19 protein-coding genes are annotated in these 15,762 nt (G+C 63.1%); 12 read left to right on the top strand and 7 right to left on the bottom strand.

All coding sequences use genetic code 11. The annotated features are described in order from the left end of the window. The first annotated feature begins 270 nt into the window (after nucleotides 1–270). From CLU92_RS12590 to CLU92_RS12565, 6 genes are all read left to right on the top strand, one after another. A complete protein-coding gene (locus CLU92_RS12590; RefSeq protein WP_101482163.1) occupies nucleotides 271–1,431 on the top strand; it encodes an ATP phosphoribosyltransferase regulatory subunit in 1,161 nt (386 codons plus the stop codon). Nucleotides 1,432–1,434: 3 nt separating this feature from the next. Next, entirely contained in the window at nucleotides 1,435–2,748 is a 1,314-nt protein-coding gene (locus CLU92_RS12585) for an adenylosuccinate synthase (RefSeq protein WP_034752021.1), read from the top strand. Nucleotides 2,749–2,814: 66 nt separating this feature from the next. After that, nucleotides 2,815–3,360: a phosphoribosyltransferase gene (locus CLU92_RS12580; RefSeq protein ID WP_034752020.1), complete on the top strand. Its 546-nt coding sequence runs from the start codon at nucleotides 2,815–2,817 to the stop codon at nucleotides 3,358–3,360. Nucleotides 3,361–3,425: 65 nt separating this feature from the next. Then, nucleotides 3,426–3,935: a GNAT family N-acetyltransferase gene (locus CLU92_RS12575; RefSeq protein WP_101482162.1), complete on the top strand. Its 510-nt coding sequence runs from the start codon at nucleotides 3,426–3,428 to the stop codon at nucleotides 3,933–3,935. Beyond that, nucleotides 3,932–4,867, top strand: coding sequence for a WD40 repeat domain-containing protein (locus CLU92_RS12570; RefSeq protein WP_101482161.1), 936 nt, complete (start codon nucleotides 3,932–3,934; stop codon nucleotides 4,865–4,867). The genes CLU92_RS12575 and CLU92_RS12570 overlap by 4 nt, the downstream gene beginning before the upstream one ends. Next, nucleotides 4,864–5,169, top strand: coding sequence for an NIPSNAP family protein (locus CLU92_RS12565; RefSeq protein ID WP_101482160.1), 306 nt, complete (start codon nucleotides 4,864–4,866; stop codon nucleotides 5,167–5,169). The genes CLU92_RS12570 and CLU92_RS12565 overlap by 4 nt, the downstream gene beginning before the upstream one ends. A 6-nt stretch (nucleotides 5,170–5,175) precedes the next feature. On the opposite strand, the gene CLU92_RS12560 is transcribed toward CLU92_RS12565, so the two are convergent. From CLU92_RS12560 to CLU92_RS12550, 3 genes are all read right to left on the bottom strand, one after another. Beyond that, nucleotides 5,176–5,835 (bottom strand): glutathione S-transferase family protein, encoded by a 660-nt coding sequence (locus tag CLU92_RS12560; RefSeq protein WP_101482159.1) that lies wholly within the window; start codon nucleotides 5,833–5,835, stop codon nucleotides 5,176–5,178. A 126-nt stretch (nucleotides 5,836–5,961) separates the two neighbouring features. Further along, the gene (locus CLU92_RS12555) at nucleotides 5,962–6,696 is read right to left on the bottom strand and encodes a hypothetical protein (RefSeq protein ID WP_133990064.1); all 735 of its coding nucleotides are present in this window, start codon (nucleotides 6,694–6,696) and stop codon (nucleotides 5,962–5,964) included. A gap of 3 nt (nucleotides 6,697–6,699) precedes the next feature. After that, nucleotides 6,700–7,761: an AI-2E family transporter gene (locus CLU92_RS12550; protein WP_101482157.1), complete on the bottom strand. Its 1,062-nt coding sequence runs from the start codon at nucleotides 7,759–7,761 to the stop codon at nucleotides 6,700–6,702. Nucleotides 7,762–7,969: 208 nt separating this feature from the next. Here CLU92_RS12550 and CLU92_RS12545 point away from each other — a divergent pair, with 208 nt between their 5' ends. Further along, nucleotides 7,970–8,596: a flavin reductase family protein gene (locus CLU92_RS12545; protein WP_101482156.1), complete on the top strand. Its 627-nt coding sequence runs from the start codon at nucleotides 7,970–7,972 to the stop codon at nucleotides 8,594–8,596. A gap of 35 nt (nucleotides 8,597–8,631) precedes the next feature. Here the strand turns inward: CLU92_RS12545 and CLU92_RS12540 are convergent, their stop codons facing one another. Genes CLU92_RS12540 through CLU92_RS27795 form a run of 3 tightly spaced genes read right to left on the bottom strand, consistent with a single transcriptional unit; the run spans nucleotide 8,632 to nucleotide 10,998 of the window. Beyond that, nucleotides 8,632–9,966 (bottom strand): MFS transporter, encoded by a 1,335-nt coding sequence (locus tag CLU92_RS12540; RefSeq protein WP_101482155.1) that lies wholly within the window; start codon nucleotides 9,964–9,966, stop codon nucleotides 8,632–8,634. Between the two features lie 34 nt (nucleotides 9,967–10,000). Further along, nucleotides 10,001–10,804 (bottom strand): substrate-binding domain-containing protein, encoded by an 804-nt coding sequence (locus CLU92_RS12535; protein ID WP_101482154.1) that lies wholly within the window; start codon nucleotides 10,802–10,804, stop codon nucleotides 10,001–10,003. Between the two features lie 17 nt (nucleotides 10,805–10,821). Beyond that, complete coding sequence (locus CLU92_RS27795; protein ID WP_180338506.1) at nucleotides 10,822–10,998, bottom strand: hypothetical protein; 177 nt, start codon at nucleotides 10,996–10,998, stop codon at nucleotides 10,822–10,824. A gap of 346 nt (nucleotides 10,999–11,344) precedes the next feature. Between CLU92_RS27795 and CLU92_RS12525 the strand changes: the two genes are divergently transcribed. Next, complete coding sequence (locus CLU92_RS12525; protein ID WP_101482152.1) at nucleotides 11,345–12,259, top strand: LysR family transcriptional regulator; 915 nt, start codon at nucleotides 11,345–11,347, stop codon at nucleotides 12,257–12,259. Nucleotides 12,260–12,301: 42 nt separating this feature from the next. Here CLU92_RS12525 and CLU92_RS12520 read toward each other — a convergent pair whose 3' ends face one another. Then, a complete protein-coding gene (locus CLU92_RS12520) occupies nucleotides 12,302–13,144 on the bottom strand; it encodes a helix-turn-helix domain-containing protein (RefSeq protein WP_257561072.1) in 843 nt (280 codons plus the stop codon). Between the two features lie 152 nt (nucleotides 13,145–13,296). On the opposite strand from CLU92_RS12520, the gene CLU92_RS12515 reads away from it, so the two are divergent. The 4 genes from CLU92_RS12515 (at nucleotide 13,297) to CLU92_RS12500 (ending at nucleotide 15,740) form a co-directional block, all read left to right on the top strand. After that, entirely contained in the window at nucleotides 13,297–13,695 is a 399-nt protein-coding gene (locus tag CLU92_RS12515) for a DUF3224 domain-containing protein (RefSeq protein ID WP_101482151.1), read from the top strand. Nucleotides 13,696–13,839: 144 nt separating this feature from the next. Further along, complete coding sequence (locus CLU92_RS12510; RefSeq protein WP_101482150.1) at nucleotides 13,840–14,124, top strand: autorepressor SdpR family transcription factor; 285 nt, start codon at nucleotides 13,840–13,842, stop codon at nucleotides 14,122–14,124. Continuing rightward, the gene (locus CLU92_RS12505; protein WP_257561071.1) at nucleotides 14,121–14,777 is read left to right on the top strand and encodes an SdpI family protein; all 657 of its coding nucleotides are present in this window, start codon (nucleotides 14,121–14,123) and stop codon (nucleotides 14,775–14,777) included. Before CLU92_RS12510 ends, CLU92_RS12505 begins: the two co-directional genes overlap by 4 nt. A gap of 12 nt (nucleotides 14,778–14,789) precedes the next feature. After that, complete coding sequence (locus tag CLU92_RS12500; RefSeq protein ID WP_101482149.1) at nucleotides 14,790–15,740, top strand: alpha/beta hydrolase; 951 nt, start codon at nucleotides 14,790–14,792, stop codon at nucleotides 15,738–15,740. Nucleotides 15,741–15,762: the final 22 nt, after the last annotated feature.

Here is a 15,762-nt window from a genome sequence, read left to right as displayed (position 1 = left end):
GCAGCATCCAGACTGCACCTGGCCGCAAGGACGGGTGGCAGCAGCAGCGGGGCCGGCATCGACGCCGGCCCCGTTTTTTTGTGCCCGTCTAGTTGTTGCGGGAAGGCGTAAAATGCGGTGTTTTTAGGGCTGTGTGGCAGCTATTCGGAGAACTTGTCCCTAAAGGCCCGTGTTTTCGCGTAAAATATCAGGTTCGGCCTCTTGCCTGGCGCGCTCGCCGCTGCCTCGCATGATGCATTTTTTCAACTTTCTTCCGTATCTCGCTCCCTCATGCCGAATTGGCTTTTGCCCGAAAATATTGCCGATGTTCTGCCGTCGGAAGCGCGCAAGATCGAAGAGTTGCGCCGCCTCATGCTGGATAATTTCCGTCTGTACGGATATGAACTGGTCATGCCGCCGCTGCTCGAGTATCTGGAATCGCTGATGACTGGCGCTGGCAAGGATACCGACCTGCGCACGTTCAAACTGGTCGACCAGCTGTCGGGCCGCATGCTCGGCCTGCGGGCCGACATGACGACGCAAGTGGCGCGCATCGACGCGCACCTGCTGAACCGTGCCACCGTGACCCGCCTGTGCTATGCCGGCAGCGTGCTGCATACCCGTCCGTCGGGTCTGCATGCCACCCGCGAACCGCTGCAGATCGGCGCCGAAATCTATGGCCACGCCGGCCTGGAAGCCGATGCCGAGATCCAGGAACTGGCGCTCGCTTCGCTGGCACTGGCCGGTTTCGACTCTGTCCGCCTGGATTTGTCCCACGTCGGCCTGTTGCGCGCTATCATTGCGCAAGACGCTGCTGCCGTGCGCGACGAGGCTGCGCTGTACACCTTGCTGCGCGCGAAAGATGCGCCGGGCCTGCGTGCGCTGACTGCCGCTTACGATCCCGTCACGCGCGATGCTTTGCTGGCCTTGCCGAACCTGTACGGCGACATCGACGTGCTGGCGCGTGCGCGCCAAGTGCTGCCGCCGTTGCCGGGCGTGCTGAAGGCGCTGGCCGAGCTGGCCGCGCTGGCAGGATCCGCCATGGGCCGCGCCGAAGTGGCGATCGACCTGGCCGACCTGCGCGGCTACCAATATGAAAGCGGCGCGATGTTTGCGCTGTATGTACCTGGCTTGCCGAACGCGGTTGCGCGCGGCGGCCGTTATGACCACGTCGGCGAAGCGTTCGGCCGGGCTCGTCCCGCGACCGGCTTCTCGCTCGATTTGCGCGAACTGGCGCGCCTGTTACCGACCGCGGAACGGAAGCATTCGATCCGCGCGCCGTGGGGCAGCGCGCCAGAATTGAAGGAAAAAATCGCCGAGTTGCGCAAGGCGGGCGAGGTCGTGATCCAGAGTATGCCGGGTCACAGTAATGAACAAGACGAGTTCGAGTGCGATCGCGTGCTGGTACTTGCCGATAATGGTAGTAGCTGGATTCTTAAAAACTTAGGTTGAGTGATGTCAAAGAAAATTATGGCAAAGAACGTCGTTGTCATCGGCACCCAATGGGGCGATGAAGGTAAAGGCAAGATCGTCGATTGGTTGACCGATCACGCCCAGGGTGTGGTGCGCTTCCAGGGCGGCCACAATGCAGGCCACACGCTGGTCATCGGCGGCGTGAAAACCGCGCTGCAACTGATCCCTTCGGGCATCATGCGTCCAGGCGTAGCCTGCTACATTGGTAACGGCGTGGTCGTTTCCGTGCCGGACGTGCTGCGCGAAATCGACAAACTCGAAGCTGTGGGCGTCGAAGTCGCCTCGCGCCTGAAAGTGTCGGACGCTGCGCCCGTGATCCTGCCGTACCACACCGCGATCGACCTGGCGCGTGAAGCCAAGCGTGGCGATGCGAAGATCGGTACCACCGGCAAGGGCATCGGCCCGGCCTATGAAGACAAAGTGGCGCGCCGCGCGATCCGTATCGCCGACCTGCTGAACGAGAAGCGCTTTGCCGAAAAGCTGGCCGAGAACCTCGATTACCACAACTTCGTGCTGGAAAACTACCTGAAAGCACCGAAAGTCGACTATCAGAAGACCCTCGACGACGCGCTGGCCTATGTGCCGCGTCTGCGTCCCATGGTCACCGACGTGTCGAGCGCGCTGTACAAGGCGCACAAGGCCGGCGCAAACCTGCTGTTCGAAGGCGCGCAGGGTTCCCTGCTTGACGTCGACCACGGCACCTATCCGTTCGTCACCTCGTCGAACTGCGTGGCCGGCAATGCCGCTGCCGGTTCGGGCGTAGGCCCAGGCATGCTGCACTACATCATGGGCATCACCAAGGCTTACACGACGCGCGTCGGTTCCGGTCCTTTCCCTTCGGAATTGCCAACGGATGCAGGCGTCGGCCATCACCTGGCGCAAGTGGGCCATGAATTCGGCACCGTGACGGGCCGCGCCCGCCGCTGCGGCTGGTTCGACGCCGCCTTGCTGCGCCGTTCCGTGCAGATCAACGGTGTGACGGGCATGTGCCTGACCAAGCTGGACGTGCTGGACGGTATCGAAACGCTGAAACTGTGCACTGGCTACACCATCGACGGCGTGGCCACGGACATCTTCCCATCGGGCGCTGAAGAAGCCGCACGTTGCGTACCGGTGTACGAAGAGATGCCAGGCTGGACGGAAAGCACGGTCGGCGCGAAATCGCTGGCTGCCTTGCCGGCGACGGCGCGCGCTTACATCAAGCGCATCGAAGAACTGGTCGGCGTACCGGTGGACATGGTTTCGACCGGTCCGGATCGTGAAGAAACGATCGTGCTGCGCCACCCATTCGAGTAAGCTGCTGGACACAATCCGCCGCAAGGCGGATTTTTTTAATCACGCTAATAATAAGATTTCACTATCATGACTACCCCACAATCGAACGATCAACATCTCTGGGTCAACTGGGAAGAGTACCACCGCCTGATCGAGCGCCTGGCGCTCAAGGTCTACGAATCAGGCTGGAAGTTTGACCAGGTATTGTGCCTGGCGCGCGGCGGCGTGCGTCCTGGCGACGTGTTCTCGCGCATTTTTGATTTGCCGCTGGCCATCCTGTCGACCAGCTCCTACCGCGAAGACGCGGGCACCGTGCGCGGCGACCTCGATATCGCCAAGTACATGACCATGACCAAGGGTCCGCTGGCTGGCCGCATCCTGCTGGTCGACGACCTGGCCGATTCCGGCGTCACCCTGGACAAGGTCACGCGTCACCTGAAGGAAAACTTCCCTGACGTGACCGAAGTCAAATCGGCCGTGATCTGGCTGAAAGGCTGCTCCGTCGTGCGTCCAGACTACTTCCTCGACGAATTGCCGCACAACCCGTGGATCCATCAGCCGTTCGAAGACTATGACGGCCTGCGCCCGCACCAGTTGGCGGCATGGATCAAGAAGGGCGAAGCAGGCAAGTAATTGCGTGCGCGCTTGCAAAAAAAAGACGATCGTGTATCGTCTTTTTTTTCGTCCAAGGAAATGCGATGACCATACTGACGACGGCGCGGCTGCGCCTGGAACCGATCACCGAAAACCACTACGAGCGCATGCGCACTCTCAACACCGATCCCGAGGTGATGACTTATCTGAACGCGGGCCAGCCCGAAACGGAAGAGGACACGCGCGCTGCCGTCACGCGTCTGGTAGGTCGCTGGGCCGAATGGGGCTATTCGTGGTGGGCCTTGATCCGTCTCGACGATGGCGAGATGGTGGGGATGGCGTGCCTGCAGCATCTCGATGGCGACAAAACCAGGCCGCATGAAATCGGCTGGCGTCTGGCCCGCACCGGCTGGGGGCAGGGCTATGCCAGCGAGGCGGCCGCCGCCATCGTCGCGCATGCCTTCGACGTCGTCGGTGCGCCTGAAGTGGTGGCCGTGGCGCACCCGGACAATGCCGCCTCGATCAAGGTCATGACGCGTTTGGGCATGCAATACGCGGGCATGGAACGCCACTACGACATCGATAGCGTCGTGTACCGTCTGGCGCGCCCATGACGGCAAGGCCGAAGCCCCTGAAGCTCGGTTGCAGCTACGGCGTGCGCTTTTCGCCCGATGGCACGCGCCTGGCTGTGCTGGGGCGCGACCTGGTCTTGTGGGATGTGGCGGCACGGCAGAAACTGTGGCGCGGCAAGTTCATCGCGCACATGTCGGGCATGGCGTTTTCGCCCGACGGCAGTCAACTGGCCATCAAGAGCACGACGGGCCAGATGGCCGTGGTGGATGCGCAGGCGGGCCAGCTGCTGCTGAACTTCCGAAACAAGAAGGATGGCGAAGGCTGCGGCCCCGCATGGTCGCCGTGCGGGCGATATCTGGCCGATGGCGGCTGGGATGGCAGCCTGCGGCTGCGCGACGCGCAAACGGGCGAGGTGCTCTTCACGCAGGTGCATGCTGGCGAGATGCTGCGCGCCATGCACACGATCGACGCCATCGATGGCGGGCGGCGTTTACTGGTACAGCACGGCGTCAAGTCGGTGGACGAGGGGCTGCTGCAGCCGCCCGACTACTGCAGTGTGTGGGACTGGCCCCTGCGGACGGGCGGCGGGAGGGTAGTGTTGTCGCTGCCAGGCCTGATGTCGTGCGCGCCGTCGCCAGATGGGGAATATCTGGCCGTGCTGCACCACGCGGGCGGCACGGAATTCCTTTCCATGTACGCGCTGGCCGACGGCAGTTGCCTGGGCAAGGTGCCCGTGGAGGCGGGGGGCGGCACGGGTAACGGCTTGCGCTGGCTGCCCGACGGCAGCGCGCTGGGCCGTATCGGCAAGGGCAAGCTGCTGTTTTACGGCTGGCCGGGGCTCGGCGTGCTGGCACAAGACGCTTTTACGTATCCCTGCGCGCTGGACTTTTTGCCTGGCTCGCCACTGGCCGCCATCGGCTCCTGGGAAGCGGGCATGCTGATGGATGTGAACGTTTACAAGGAAACCGCATGATCACCTGTTATTTGCGCTACATCATCGACCCGTACAAACTGACGGAATTCGAAGCCTACGGCAAGCTGTGGATACCGCTGGTCGAACGCTTCGGCGGCCAGCACCACGGTTACTTTTTACCGTCCGAAGGCACCAGCAACGTGGCCCTGGCCATGTTTTCATTCCCCAGCCTGGCCCTGTACGAGCAGTACCGCAGCGACTCGATGCAGGACGCCGAGTGCCAGGCCGCTTTCCGCTACGCGGAGGAGACGCGCTGCATCGTCAGCTACGAGCGCAGTTTTTTCCGCCCCGTGTTTGCCTGAGTCGCCTCAATCGCGCTGCGGCGCGCCCAGGGGAAAGAGGTGGCGATACGGGCGTGCTTCTTCCACAGCGCGGGCGAACGATGGGCGGGCCAGCAGGCGCGCGCGGTAGGCGCGCAGCAGGGGCAGCGCGGCGGGAATCGGCTGCGTCCAGTCGGCATAGAACAGCGACGGGGCGGCGGCGCAGTCGGCCAGGGTAAAGTCTTCGCCGGCGGCCCACGTCCTGCCCGCCAGGTGGGTTTCCAGCCAGGCGTAGGCGAGGTCCAGTTTTTCGCCGGCAAACGCGCGGCTTTCCTCAGTCTTCGCCGGGTCGCCAGTCAGGGCCGCGCCGACGGCAAGCTGCACGGGCGTCATGACATGCAGGTCGAAGTATCGGTCGAGAAAGCGCACTTCCAGCGCCTGCATCGAGTCGTCCGGCAGCAGGCGCAGCGGGCCGGGATGGGCCACTTGCAGGTATTCGATGATGATGCTGGTCTCGGCGACGTTGCGCTCCCCGTCCACCAGCAGCGGAAACTTGCGCAGCGGCCAGCGCGCCAGCCACTGCTGCAGGTGCTGCGGCATGTCCGGTGCCAGGCAGCGGAAGTCGAACGGTATGGCGTTCTCGTACAGGGCAATGAGCACCTTCTGCGTGTACGAGGAAAAAGGATGGCCGTAGAGGATGAGCGACACGGTAGGATCTCCGGTTGTTTTGCAAGGTTGGCAACACGCGCGTGCTGTAACGATAGTGCAATGGCAGTGTCAATGCAAGCGATCCGGGCTGTTCGTACACCTCCCGCTACCCACCTTCACTCGTCGTTAGAACCTGATGGGACAAGGCGCCGCAGTCCCTTCGCCAAAACCGGCGTAGCCGGATCGCGCGCTGAGGTTCAGCGTCATATTGCCTTTGTCCGGCAAATAGATGCAGTATTCACCGGTCGCCGTGATGACGCGGTAGATGCGCTTGGGATCGTTTGGTGCGCTCCACAGTTCGATACGTGCTGCTTCGAACCACTTCGGCTTGACCGCCGCATGCGCTTCCGCGAAGCCTTTCGCCAGGCGCGTGTGCGGCGTCTCGGGCGGCGCCACGAATTCCTGCGGATGCTCTGCGCGTAGTTGGCGGTCGATGGCGCCGGCTGCCTGCAGCGCCTGTTGCGCCAGGGTGAGGGGGGCGGCCTTGGGTGCGGCAGGCACCGGTTCTGCCGACAGGGCATCGTCTTGCGGCTGGTCCTGCACCGGTGCTGGCGCCTCCTTCTGTGGCGACACGCTTGCCGTGCTCGATGGAAGGGTTGGCGGAGGTGCCGGCGCTGGATCTGGCTCGGCGGGTGGAATCAACCCTCGTGTTGGCGGCAGTGGTGGCGTCAGCTGCAGCCAGACCCGGTCATCGTGCTCGATGCTGGTGTGTACGGGCTGCGTAGCGGCCCAGAACAGCGCCAGGTGCAGCAGGATAATCGCGGCGATGTAGCGGCCATGGGGACGCTGGCCGAGAGAAAAATCATGCTCCTGTCGTGCAGGGTTGATGCGCATCTGTTTCCCGCTTGGCCAGGTCGCCACGCTTTAATCCTCGGCCTGGAACTCGCTGGCCGAGACGAACAGATCCCACGAAGCGATGAACAGGGCCGCCACGACGGGGCCGATGACGAAGCCGTTCAGGCCAAACAGGGCCATGCCGCCCACGGTCGACAGCAGCACCACGTAGTCGGGCATCTTGGTGTCCTTGCCCACCAGGATGGGGCGCAGCACGTTGTCGACCAGGCCGATGACGAAGACGCCGAAGGCGGCCAGGCCTGCGCCTTGCCAGATGGCGCCGGTGGCCAGGAAGTAGACGGCCACGGGCGCCCAGACGAGGGCGGCGCCGACGGCTGGCAGCAGCGACAGGAAGGCCATCAGCACTGCCCACAGCAGGGGGGCGGGCACGTCCAGGAACCAGAACGCCAGGCCACCGAGGGCACCCTGGGCAATCGCCACGAGGATGTTGCCCTTCACCGTAGCGCGGATCACCGTGGTGAAATTGGTGAACAGGCGCTGCTTGTACTTGCGGCTCAGCGGCACGGCACCCTTGATGCGGGCCGACAGGGCGGAGCCATCGCGCATGAGGAAAAACAGCAGATACAGCATGATGCACAGGCTGGTGAGGAATTCAAAGGTGTACAGGCCCACATTGATGGCTTTCACCGCCACCACCTGGCTCAGCTGCGTGGCGCCCTCGGCCAGCTTGTCCTGCAGGCTGGCCAGGCTGCTCAGATTGAAGCGCTCGAGCAAATTGATCAGCCATTGCGGCAGCACCGCCATGATTTTATTGAAGAACATGCCGACCGTGATTTCGCCCGAACGTACCATTTCCACTACGCTGGCCGCCTGGTTCATCAGCGACACTGAAATGAGCGACAGCGGCAGGATCACGATGACGACGATGAGCAGCAAGGTCAGCACCGACGCCAGGCCGGCGCGGCCCTTGGTTTTCCGCAGCAGCCAGCGATACACAGGTGCAAACAGGATCGCCAGGATGACGCCCCAGAAGATGGCGCCAGCGTATGGCGCCAGTATCCAGCCGAAGCCGATGGTGACGATGCTCAAGAGGAGCAAGAACACTTTCTGGTGCAGCGTGAGTGTATGCATGGGCGGTAGCGCTATGATAAGGGTTGAGTTGTGCCATCATAAGCGAGGCGTGCAGGGGCGCGCCATACAATTGTCGCCTTGGTCGTCTGTGTACGAGCGCACCTGGCGCCGGCGGGCTGGCAACGTGGTGGCGGCAATTCCAGTAAGCTGTCGTTTCAGGCGCTCCATCCCCGGGCGCCTTTGACTTCTTTTGACTTCAGGAACGCGCGTGCTTGACCCCATTCACTTTTATGAACCTGCGCAGGGCCACGGCCTGCCGCACGATCCCTTCAACGCGATTGTGGGGCCACGGCCGATCGGCTGGATCGCCACGCGCAGCAGCGCAGGCGTGCTGAACCTGGCGCCCTACAGTTTTTTCAACGCCTTCAATTACACGCCGCCGCTGATCGGGTTTTCCAGCATCGGCCGCAAGGACACTTTGCGCAATATCGAGCAGACGGGCGAATTCGTGTGGAACCTGGCGACGCGTCCGCTGGCCGAGGCGATGAACCTCAGCTGCGCGGCGGCGCCGCCCGACGTCGACGAATTCGCGCTGGCCGGCTTGAGCCCGGCCGCCTCGCGCATCGTCAATGTGCCGCGCGTAGCCGAAAGCCCCGTGTCCTTCGAATGCCGGCGCACGCAAATCATCGAGCTGCAAGGCGTCAATGGCGATGGTGTCGGCAGCTGGCTGGTGCTGGGTGAAGTGGTGGGCGTGCATATCGCGCGCCATCTGTTGAGCGATGGCGTGTACGACACGGCCGCCGCTGCACCGATATTGCGCGGTGGCGGGCCGGCCGATTATTTTGAGATCGGACCGGACAGCCTGTTTCACATGCGCCGGCCCGCCTGGCCATGACACCATGACATGCCGTCTGGCCAGGTGGGACGGGTTCATGCCGGGACGGGATGGCGCTCCTTGACGATGCCGCGATAGATCAGCCACGTGGCCAGCAGGCTGATGGCGCCGGCGCCTGCCATCCAGTAGCCTGGCGCCGCCTTGTCGCCGGTGCTTTCGATCAGCAAGGTCGATACCAGCGGCGTCATGCCGCCGAACAGCGCGGTGGCCAGACTGTAGGCCAGCGAAAAACCCGTGGTCCTGACGCTGGCCGGGATGATTTCCGTCAGCGCGACGATGGTGGCCCCGTTGTAACTGCCATAGAGGAAGGACAGCCACAGCTCCACCATGAGCATGTGGTCGAAACTGGGATGGGCGACCAGCCAGGACAAGGCCGGATAGGCGGTCAGCACCGTCAGCGCCGAGCACGCGGCCATGATTGGCCAGCGCCCGATCCGGTCGGACAGAGCGCCCATGAGGGGCAGCCAGATGAAGTTCGACAAGCCGATGCACAGCGTGACGAGCAGGCTTTCCTCTGTGCTCAGCTTGAGCACGTTCTTGCCGAAGGTCGGCGTGTAGACGGTGATCAGGTAGAACGCGACCGTCGTCAGCACGATCAGCATCGTTCCGGCGACGACCAGCGGCCAGTTGAGGGTGATAGTCCCCAGCATTTGCCGGAACGTCGGATGGGACTTGCGCGTCAGGTAGGCCTCGGTCTCCTGTAGCGAACGGCGGATGTAGAACACCACCGGGATGATAGAGCAACCGATGAAGAACGGGATGCGCCAGCCCCAGTCCGCGATGAATTCCTTGCTCAAGGTTTCGTTGAGACAGTAGCCGAGCGCGGCGGAAAAGATGATGGCGACTTGCTGACTGGCCGATTGCCAGCTTACGTAATATCCCCTGTTGCCCGGTGTCGCCATCTCGGACAGGTAGACCGATACGCCGCCCAGTTCTACGCCGGCGGAGAAGCCTTGCAGCAAACGCCCGATCAGCACCAGGAACGGCGCCAGCAGCCCGATGGTTGCATAACCGGGCACGAAGGCGATCAGCGCCGTGCCGGAAGCCATGATGGCCAAGGTCAGCACCAGGCCCTTGCGGCGGCCGATGCGGTCGATATAGCTGCCGAGGATGATGGCGCCCAGCGGCCGCATGAAGAAACCCGCGCCGAAGGTGGCGAACGTCATCATCAAGGCCGCGTATTCGCTGGTGGCTGGGAAGAAGGCCTTGGCAATATACGTCGCGTAAAAACCAAACAGGAAAAAATCGTACATTTCGATGAAGTTCCCGCTCGTCACCCGGATGACGGTGGCGATGCGCGAGGGAGGGCGCACCTGCGCGCGCGGCGGCGCAGCCTTGGCGTTGGGCGTGACGGTGGATGGAATGGCCATGGTTTACCTATTGATGAAAGATGAGTGACGTCGTCTAGTGTGTGATTGGCATGGGTGCCGATACCGGTTCCAGTCCGGTTGCTTCGATCGCGCCGGCGTTGGCAGGGGCGGCGAGGAAGCGTAGCAAGGCGCGGCCGGCTTCTGGTTCTTTGCCGCCCGGGACCAGCGCTGCCGAAAACTGCGTTATCAGTTGTACTTCCGGCGGCAGCAGGCCGACGATGTCGATGCCCTCGACCGGCAGCAGTTCGCTGCGCTGCTGGCAGCCAAAATCTGCCTCGCCATGCGCGATGATTTCACCGACGGGGGTGGCGGGAATTTTTGCGGCCTTGCCCTGCATCTGTTCCGAGATGTGCAGTTTCTTCATCAGTTGCTTCTCGATGTATTCGCCGCTGGCGCTGTCCGAATAGGCCACCTTGTTCGCGTGCAGGAAAGCGCTGCGCAAGCCCTCGGTGGTGCTGATGTCGGGCTTTGCCGCACCGCGCCGCACGGCGCAGGCAATCGGCGAATTCGCCAGGACTACCTTGCTGCCGGGGACCAGGCGCCCCTCCTGCATCAGCTTGTCGAGCGCGTCGCCCACCATGATGACGACGTCGATCGGTTCGCCGCGTGCCAGCCGCGCCGTGATCGCATTCTTTGTGGTACCCATCGACGGCCCCCATTCGGACAGCAGATGGTTGCCGCTGGCGCGCTCGTAGGTGGGCGCCAGGTTTTTGTAGGCCTGCGCGAAACCGCCTGAGCTGACCACGCGGATGTCGGCGGCGTGGGCCACGCCGGCGGCGAGCAGCATGAAGCCGGCCAGTATGGGGGCGGATCGCCGCACCAGGATATGTTGAAGCATCGTTGTTTCTCCTGTCGTTAAAATTTGCGCATGAGGCCGAACGTCAGGCTCATGCCTTTGCGGTCGTTGGCCCGCGCTCCTGTGACGCCGGCGGTATCGCCTTGCCACAGGGTGTAGTCCAATTCGAGGTCCAGGGCCGAGCGTGGCGAGAGCGTTTTTTTCCGGGTAGGCGAAAGCGCGCTGGAAGCCGTCATCGACATGGCCCGTGGCGCTGCGCGATGTCGATGTTCAGATGGAGGGAGGCGCAGCGGATCGCCAGCGGGTCCAACGGCGCGTTGGTGTCGCCCAGCATGGTCGCCTGGCGTCCCAGATACACCGATCCGAGCGGCGGCTTGAGGTCGGTCCAGGCCTGCCGGTCGCACAGCTTCTCGGCTTTGGCCGCGCACGCCCCAGCGGTTTGTGTTGTTGACGCCGCTGCAAATGGCGGGCATGGTGTCTCCGTTTTTTAAGTGATGCCTTCTTGGCGAGGCTCAGTATTAGGATCCCATCATCGTTGAAATGGCATAATTTGATAATTGCAATTTTTCCAGGGATTAATGCATGGCACGCATCAATTACGAACTTCATGATTTGCAGGCCTTCGTGGCAGTGGCGGAGCGCAACAGCTTTCGCCAGGCCGCAGCCGACCTGTTCCTGTCGCAGCCGGCGCTCAGCCGCCGCATCGAAAAACTGGAGGATGCGCTGGGTGTCAAGCTGTTCGAACGCACCACCCGGCGCGTGCAGCTAACCAATGTCGGACAGGTGTTTTTGGTGAACGTACGCGATGCGCTCAATGGCCTGGAGGATGCCGTACTGGGCGTCGCCGACCTCGCCGCACACCGCACCGGAACGGTGACGTTCGCCTGCGTGCCTTCGGCCGTATGGCATTTCCTGCCTGACGTGCTCAAGCGCTTCAGCGCGCAGTTTCCGAAAATCCGCGTGCGTGTGCATGACGAAAGCGCCCAAGACGTGCTCAATCTCGTGCTGGCGGGGGAGGCGGATTTCGGCATCAGCTTTACCGGCGCGGAAAATCCGGAGATCAATTTCCAGCCCATCTACGTCGAGACCTACGTGCTGGCGATGCGGCACGATCACCGGCTGGCCAAGCGCAAGAAACTGAACTGGAAGGACACCGTCGACGAGCGCTATATCTCGGTGGCCAAGTCGAGCGGCAACCGCAGCGTGCTCGATGCAGCGCTGGCTGGCGTGGAAAAGCACCCTTGGATCTCGTGCGAGATCAACCATGTATCAGGCATATTGGCGCTGGTGGAGTCGGGGTTGGGCGTGGCAGCGGTGCCGGGGCTGTCCATTTTGCCGGAGCGGCAAAGCACGGTGGTCGGCGTGCCGCTCGTCAATCCTGCCGTGAAGCGGACACTGGGCTTGATTAGCCGGCATCAGTATGCGATGCCGCCCGCGTCACGCACCCTGTTCGACATGATGAGCGCGAGCATAGGAAAGCAGGGGCGGCGAACATGACTGCAGTGCAGTGCGATGTGGTGAGTGCACTGAAGCGCCGGGCTAGGCGACTTTCGCCAATTGCGAGCGGCGATAGTCGAGCGGCGTGCTGCCCACCAGTTCCGCAAAACTGCGGCTGAAATGGGCCTGGTCAAAAAAGCCCAGTTCATGTGCCAGGCTGGCCAGGTCGGGTGCATCGGGCTGCGCCAGGCGCCATATCGCCTCCTGCAGACGGTAGCGCTGTATGACCCATTTCGGCGGCACGCCTACGTAGTTGGCGAACAGGCGCTGCAGCCTGCGTTCGCCAATGGCCATTTTTTCGCACAGTTGCGCCACACTCGCCGGACCGTTATGGGCCGCTGCCGCGGCAGTCAAGCGGGCGGACAGCAGGGCAGCATCATCGACCTGCGGCAGTCTTGCCAGCAGCAGTGCCTGTGCCTGCGCCACCATGGCCAGATCGTCGGACTTGCCTAACACCCGCGCCTCGGCTTGCGCTGCAGGCATGCCCAGCAGCGCCTCGGCCGCGATGGTCGTGTCGATGAAGCTTGACAGTGGCTGCGTGATGAACGGGCGCAGGCCACCTGGCGCGAAACGCACGCCCAGTACTTTGCCTGCACCGATCAATGGCCTGTCAAAGGCGCCGCGCACCACGCCATGAATGGCAGTGCGTCCGGCATCGAAAACCAGATGGGCGTTCGGATACGGCAGCACGCGCTGCGTCTCCGGTGCGCAGCCCCGCCGGTCCCATTCGACCACCCAGCAATACTCGACGAACGGCGCCAGCGCTGCAGCCGGTGGATAGGTCGCCAGGCGTATGCGGCGGGCCGCCGCCTGTGGATCCACGATGCCTTTCGGTGCTTGCCCGCGCACGGCAAGCAGATTGGCCGCGCTGTCGGCTTTATCCAATATTTGTCTCCTGCACGGCCTTAAGCTGGTCCTCTCGCATTGATCGGAAGGGAATCATGAAATAACACAGTTGGCCGGGCCTGATGCTGGCCGCATGTTGTCTATCGGTGGCGCCAGCCGGCGCCGCCTCGTCTACAGAGGGGAATCATCGCATGCACGCGCACGCTACGGGAAGTTTTAGCATCACCATGACGCCGGCCACGGCGCCGCAACGCGCGGGGCGCACGACCTTGGGCAGGGTGCTGCTTGACAAGGTGTATGCGGGCGACCTTGTCGCCACTGCCACGAGGCAAATGCTGAATGGCGTGACTGACACCAAAGGCGCTGCCGGTTATGTCGCGATGGAAGCCATCACGGGCGTCCTGCAGGGAAAAGAGGGCAGTTTCGTGGCCCAGCATTTCGGCACGATGGCCGACGGCAGGCAGGAGCTGAGTATCGTCATCGTGCCGTATTCCGGCACGGGGCAACTGCCGGGCATCAGCGGGACGATGGCCATCCGCATTGAAAACGGCCAGCATTTTTACGACATCGACTATTCGCTGCCGGAGTAGGGCGGTGCCGGGCTGGGCCTGAGAGCAGGGCCGGGAATCGTGTCCCGTCCGTCTTCTTGTCCGGGCGGGTACTGAAAATCGCTTGACCCCAGCCGCAGCTGGCTTTATATTTAGATAACTATCTAATTAGATGTTTATCTTAATATGAATGCCGCCAACAGTGCCTTCAAGGCGATTGCTGACCCTGCGCGGCGCGAAATCCTGCGGCTGCTGCGGGCCGGTGAAATGACGGCCGGCGACCTGGCCGCCCGTTTCGACATGAGCAAGCCGACCATGTCGCACCATTTTGCGGTGCTGGCGGATGCCGACCTGATCACGCGCCGGCGCGAAGGCCAGACCATCTGGTATGGCCTCAACACCACTGTGCTGCAGGATGTGCTGGCGTGGATGCTGGACCTGACCGATACCGACCATAAGGAGAGCAAATGATGAAAGCGCGCTTTATCGCCCTGAGCCTGTTGATGATCGCCGCCGTCATTGCGGCCACCTTGTACGCCTGGCCGCAGTTGCCCGAGGTGGTGGCCGTGCACTGGAATTACCGGGGCGAGGTGGATGGCTACGCGCCGCGCGCGGTGCTGTGGCTGCTGGGGCCGGGCCTGATGGCCTTCCTCCTGCTGCTGGCCTTGCTGCTGCCATCGCTGTCGCCGCGTCGCTTTGAAGTGCAGCCGTTCGCGCCCACCTTTTACTACAGCTTCGTGGTCGTGATGGGCCTGCTCGCGTACGTGCATGGCTTGGTCCTGGCCAGCGCCATGGGCATGGCGGTGCCGATAGCGCGCGCGGTGCCGGCCGGGCTGTTGGTGATGCTGATACTGGCTGGCAATCCAATGGGCAAGGTGCGCCGCAATTTCTATCTCGGCATCCGCACGCCGTGGACGCTGGCCAGTGAGCGCGTATGGTATGTCACCCACCGACTGGCGGCCAGGCTGATGGTGGGCAGCGGTCTGCTGGGACTGGTCGCACTGGCACTGGGCGCCCCTGCTTGGCTGCTGCTGGTGCTGGCGCTGGCCTGGGCGCCTCTGGCCATCCTGTACTCGTTGCTGCAGTGCAAGCGCTTGGACAAGGATCAACTGGAAATTCACTGACAGGAGGGAAGCATGTTGCGATGGACGCTGGGAATGTTGGTCTTGATGGTGTGCTTGTCGGTACGCGCCGCCACCGGTGGTGAACAGGAGGTGACGCTGGCGGTGACTGGCGGCGTATTGCACGGCACACTGTCGCTGCCGAAGGTGGATGGCAAGGTGCCGGTGGTGCTGCTGCATGCCGGCTCCGGTCCGACTGACCGCAATGGCAACAGCGCCATGTTGCCGGGCCACAATGATGGGCTGCGCATGCTGGCTGACGCGTTGGCGCGCAATGGCATCGCTACGCTGCGCTATGACAAGCGCGGCATCGGCGCCAGCACGCAGGCAGGGCTGAGCGAGGCTGATCTGCGTTTCGACCACTATATCGACGACGCCACGGCCTGGCTGCGGCAATTGCGCGCCGATCCACGCTTTTCGCATATCGTGATGGCTGGCCATAGCGAAGGCGCGCTGATCGCTGCGCTAGCTTGCCAGAGGGTGCCTGCCGATGCCTGCATCTCGATCGCTGGCGCGGGTAGCACGCTCGACGAAATCCTGCGCGCGCAGCTCAAGCCGCGCCTGCCGCCCGGGCTGTATGCGCAGAACGAACGCATTCTGGTCTCGCTCAGGCAGGGGGAGCTGGCAAAGGACGTGCCGCCGGCCCTGATGGCGCTTTACCGGCCTTCCGTGCAGCCGTATCTGATCTCGTCGCTGAAGTATTCGCCCTGCGATGCTGTGGCCGCGCTGCGCATGCCGCTGTTGATCGTGCAAGGGGCGACCGATCTGCAGGTGTCGGTGGTCGACGCGCAGGCGCTGGCGGCGGCCGCGCCGAGGGCGCAGTTGCTGATCGTGCCAGGCATGAACCATGTATTGAAAATGGTCAGTGGCGATTTGGCGCAACAAATGCCGTCGTATGGCAATCCCGAGCTGCCGCTGGCGCCCGCGCTGATCGACGCGGTGACGGCCTTTGTTCAGGAGCGTTGAAAACCGGGAAGATGGGGCAGGC

Source organism: Janthinobacterium sp. 61 (genome assembly GCF_002846335.1).
In the GTDB taxonomy this organism is placed as follows: Bacteria; Pseudomonadota; Gammaproteobacteria; order Burkholderiales; family Burkholderiaceae_D; genus Janthinobacterium.
Note: the sequence above shows the minus strand (reverse complement) of the source record. Positions and strands in the feature narration are given on the sequence as shown.

Bases quoted from the DNA above. Each gene is read 5' to 3' on its own strand.
- CLU92_RS12590 (WP_101482163.1), top strand. From the start codon at position 271: ATGCCGAATTGGCTTTTGCCCGAAAATATTGCCGATGTTCTGCCGTCG.
- CLU92_RS12585 (WP_034752021.1), top strand. From the start codon at position 1,435: ATGTCAAAGAAAATTATGGCAAAGAACGTCGTTGTCATCGGCACCCAA.
- CLU92_RS12580 (WP_034752020.1), top strand. From the start codon at position 2,815: ATGACTACCCCACAATCGAACGATCAACATCTCTGGGTCAACTGGGAA.
- CLU92_RS12575 (WP_101482162.1), top strand. From the start codon at position 3,426: ATGACCATACTGACGACGGCGCGGCTGCGCCTGGAACCGATCACCGAA.
- CLU92_RS12570 (WP_101482161.1), top strand. From the start codon at position 3,932: ATGACGGCAAGGCCGAAGCCCCTGAAGCTCGGTTGCAGCTACGGCGTG.
- CLU92_RS12565 (WP_101482160.1), top strand. From the start codon at position 4,864: ATGATCACCTGTTATTTGCGCTACATCATCGACCCGTACAAACTGACG.
- CLU92_RS12550 (WP_101482157.1), bottom strand. From the start codon at position 7,761: ATGCATACACTCACGCTGCACCAGAAAGTGTTCTTGCTCCTCTTGAGC.
- CLU92_RS12540 (WP_101482155.1), bottom strand. From the start codon at position 9,966: ATGGCCATTCCATCCACCGTCACGCCCAACGCCAAGGCTGCGCCGCCG.
- CLU92_RS12535 (WP_101482154.1), bottom strand. From the start codon at position 10,804: ATGCTTCAACATATCCTGGTGCGGCGATCCGCCCCCATACTGGCCGGC.
- CLU92_RS27795 (WP_180338506.1), bottom strand. From the start codon at position 10,998: ATGACGGCTTCCAGCGCGCTTTCGCCTACCCGGAAAAAAACGCTCTCG.
- CLU92_RS12525 (WP_101482152.1), top strand. From the start codon at position 11,345: ATGGCACGCATCAATTACGAACTTCATGATTTGCAGGCCTTCGTGGCA.
- CLU92_RS12515 (WP_101482151.1), top strand. From the start codon at position 13,297: ATGCACGCGCACGCTACGGGAAGTTTTAGCATCACCATGACGCCGGCC.
- CLU92_RS12510 (WP_101482150.1), top strand. From the start codon at position 13,840: ATGAATGCCGCCAACAGTGCCTTCAAGGCGATTGCTGACCCTGCGCGG.
- CLU92_RS12505 (WP_257561071.1), top strand. From the start codon at position 14,121: ATGATGAAAGCGCGCTTTATCGCCCTGAGCCTGTTGATGATCGCCGCC.
- CLU92_RS12500 (WP_101482149.1), top strand. From the start codon at position 14,790: ATGTTGCGATGGACGCTGGGAATGTTGGTCTTGATGGTGTGCTTGTCG.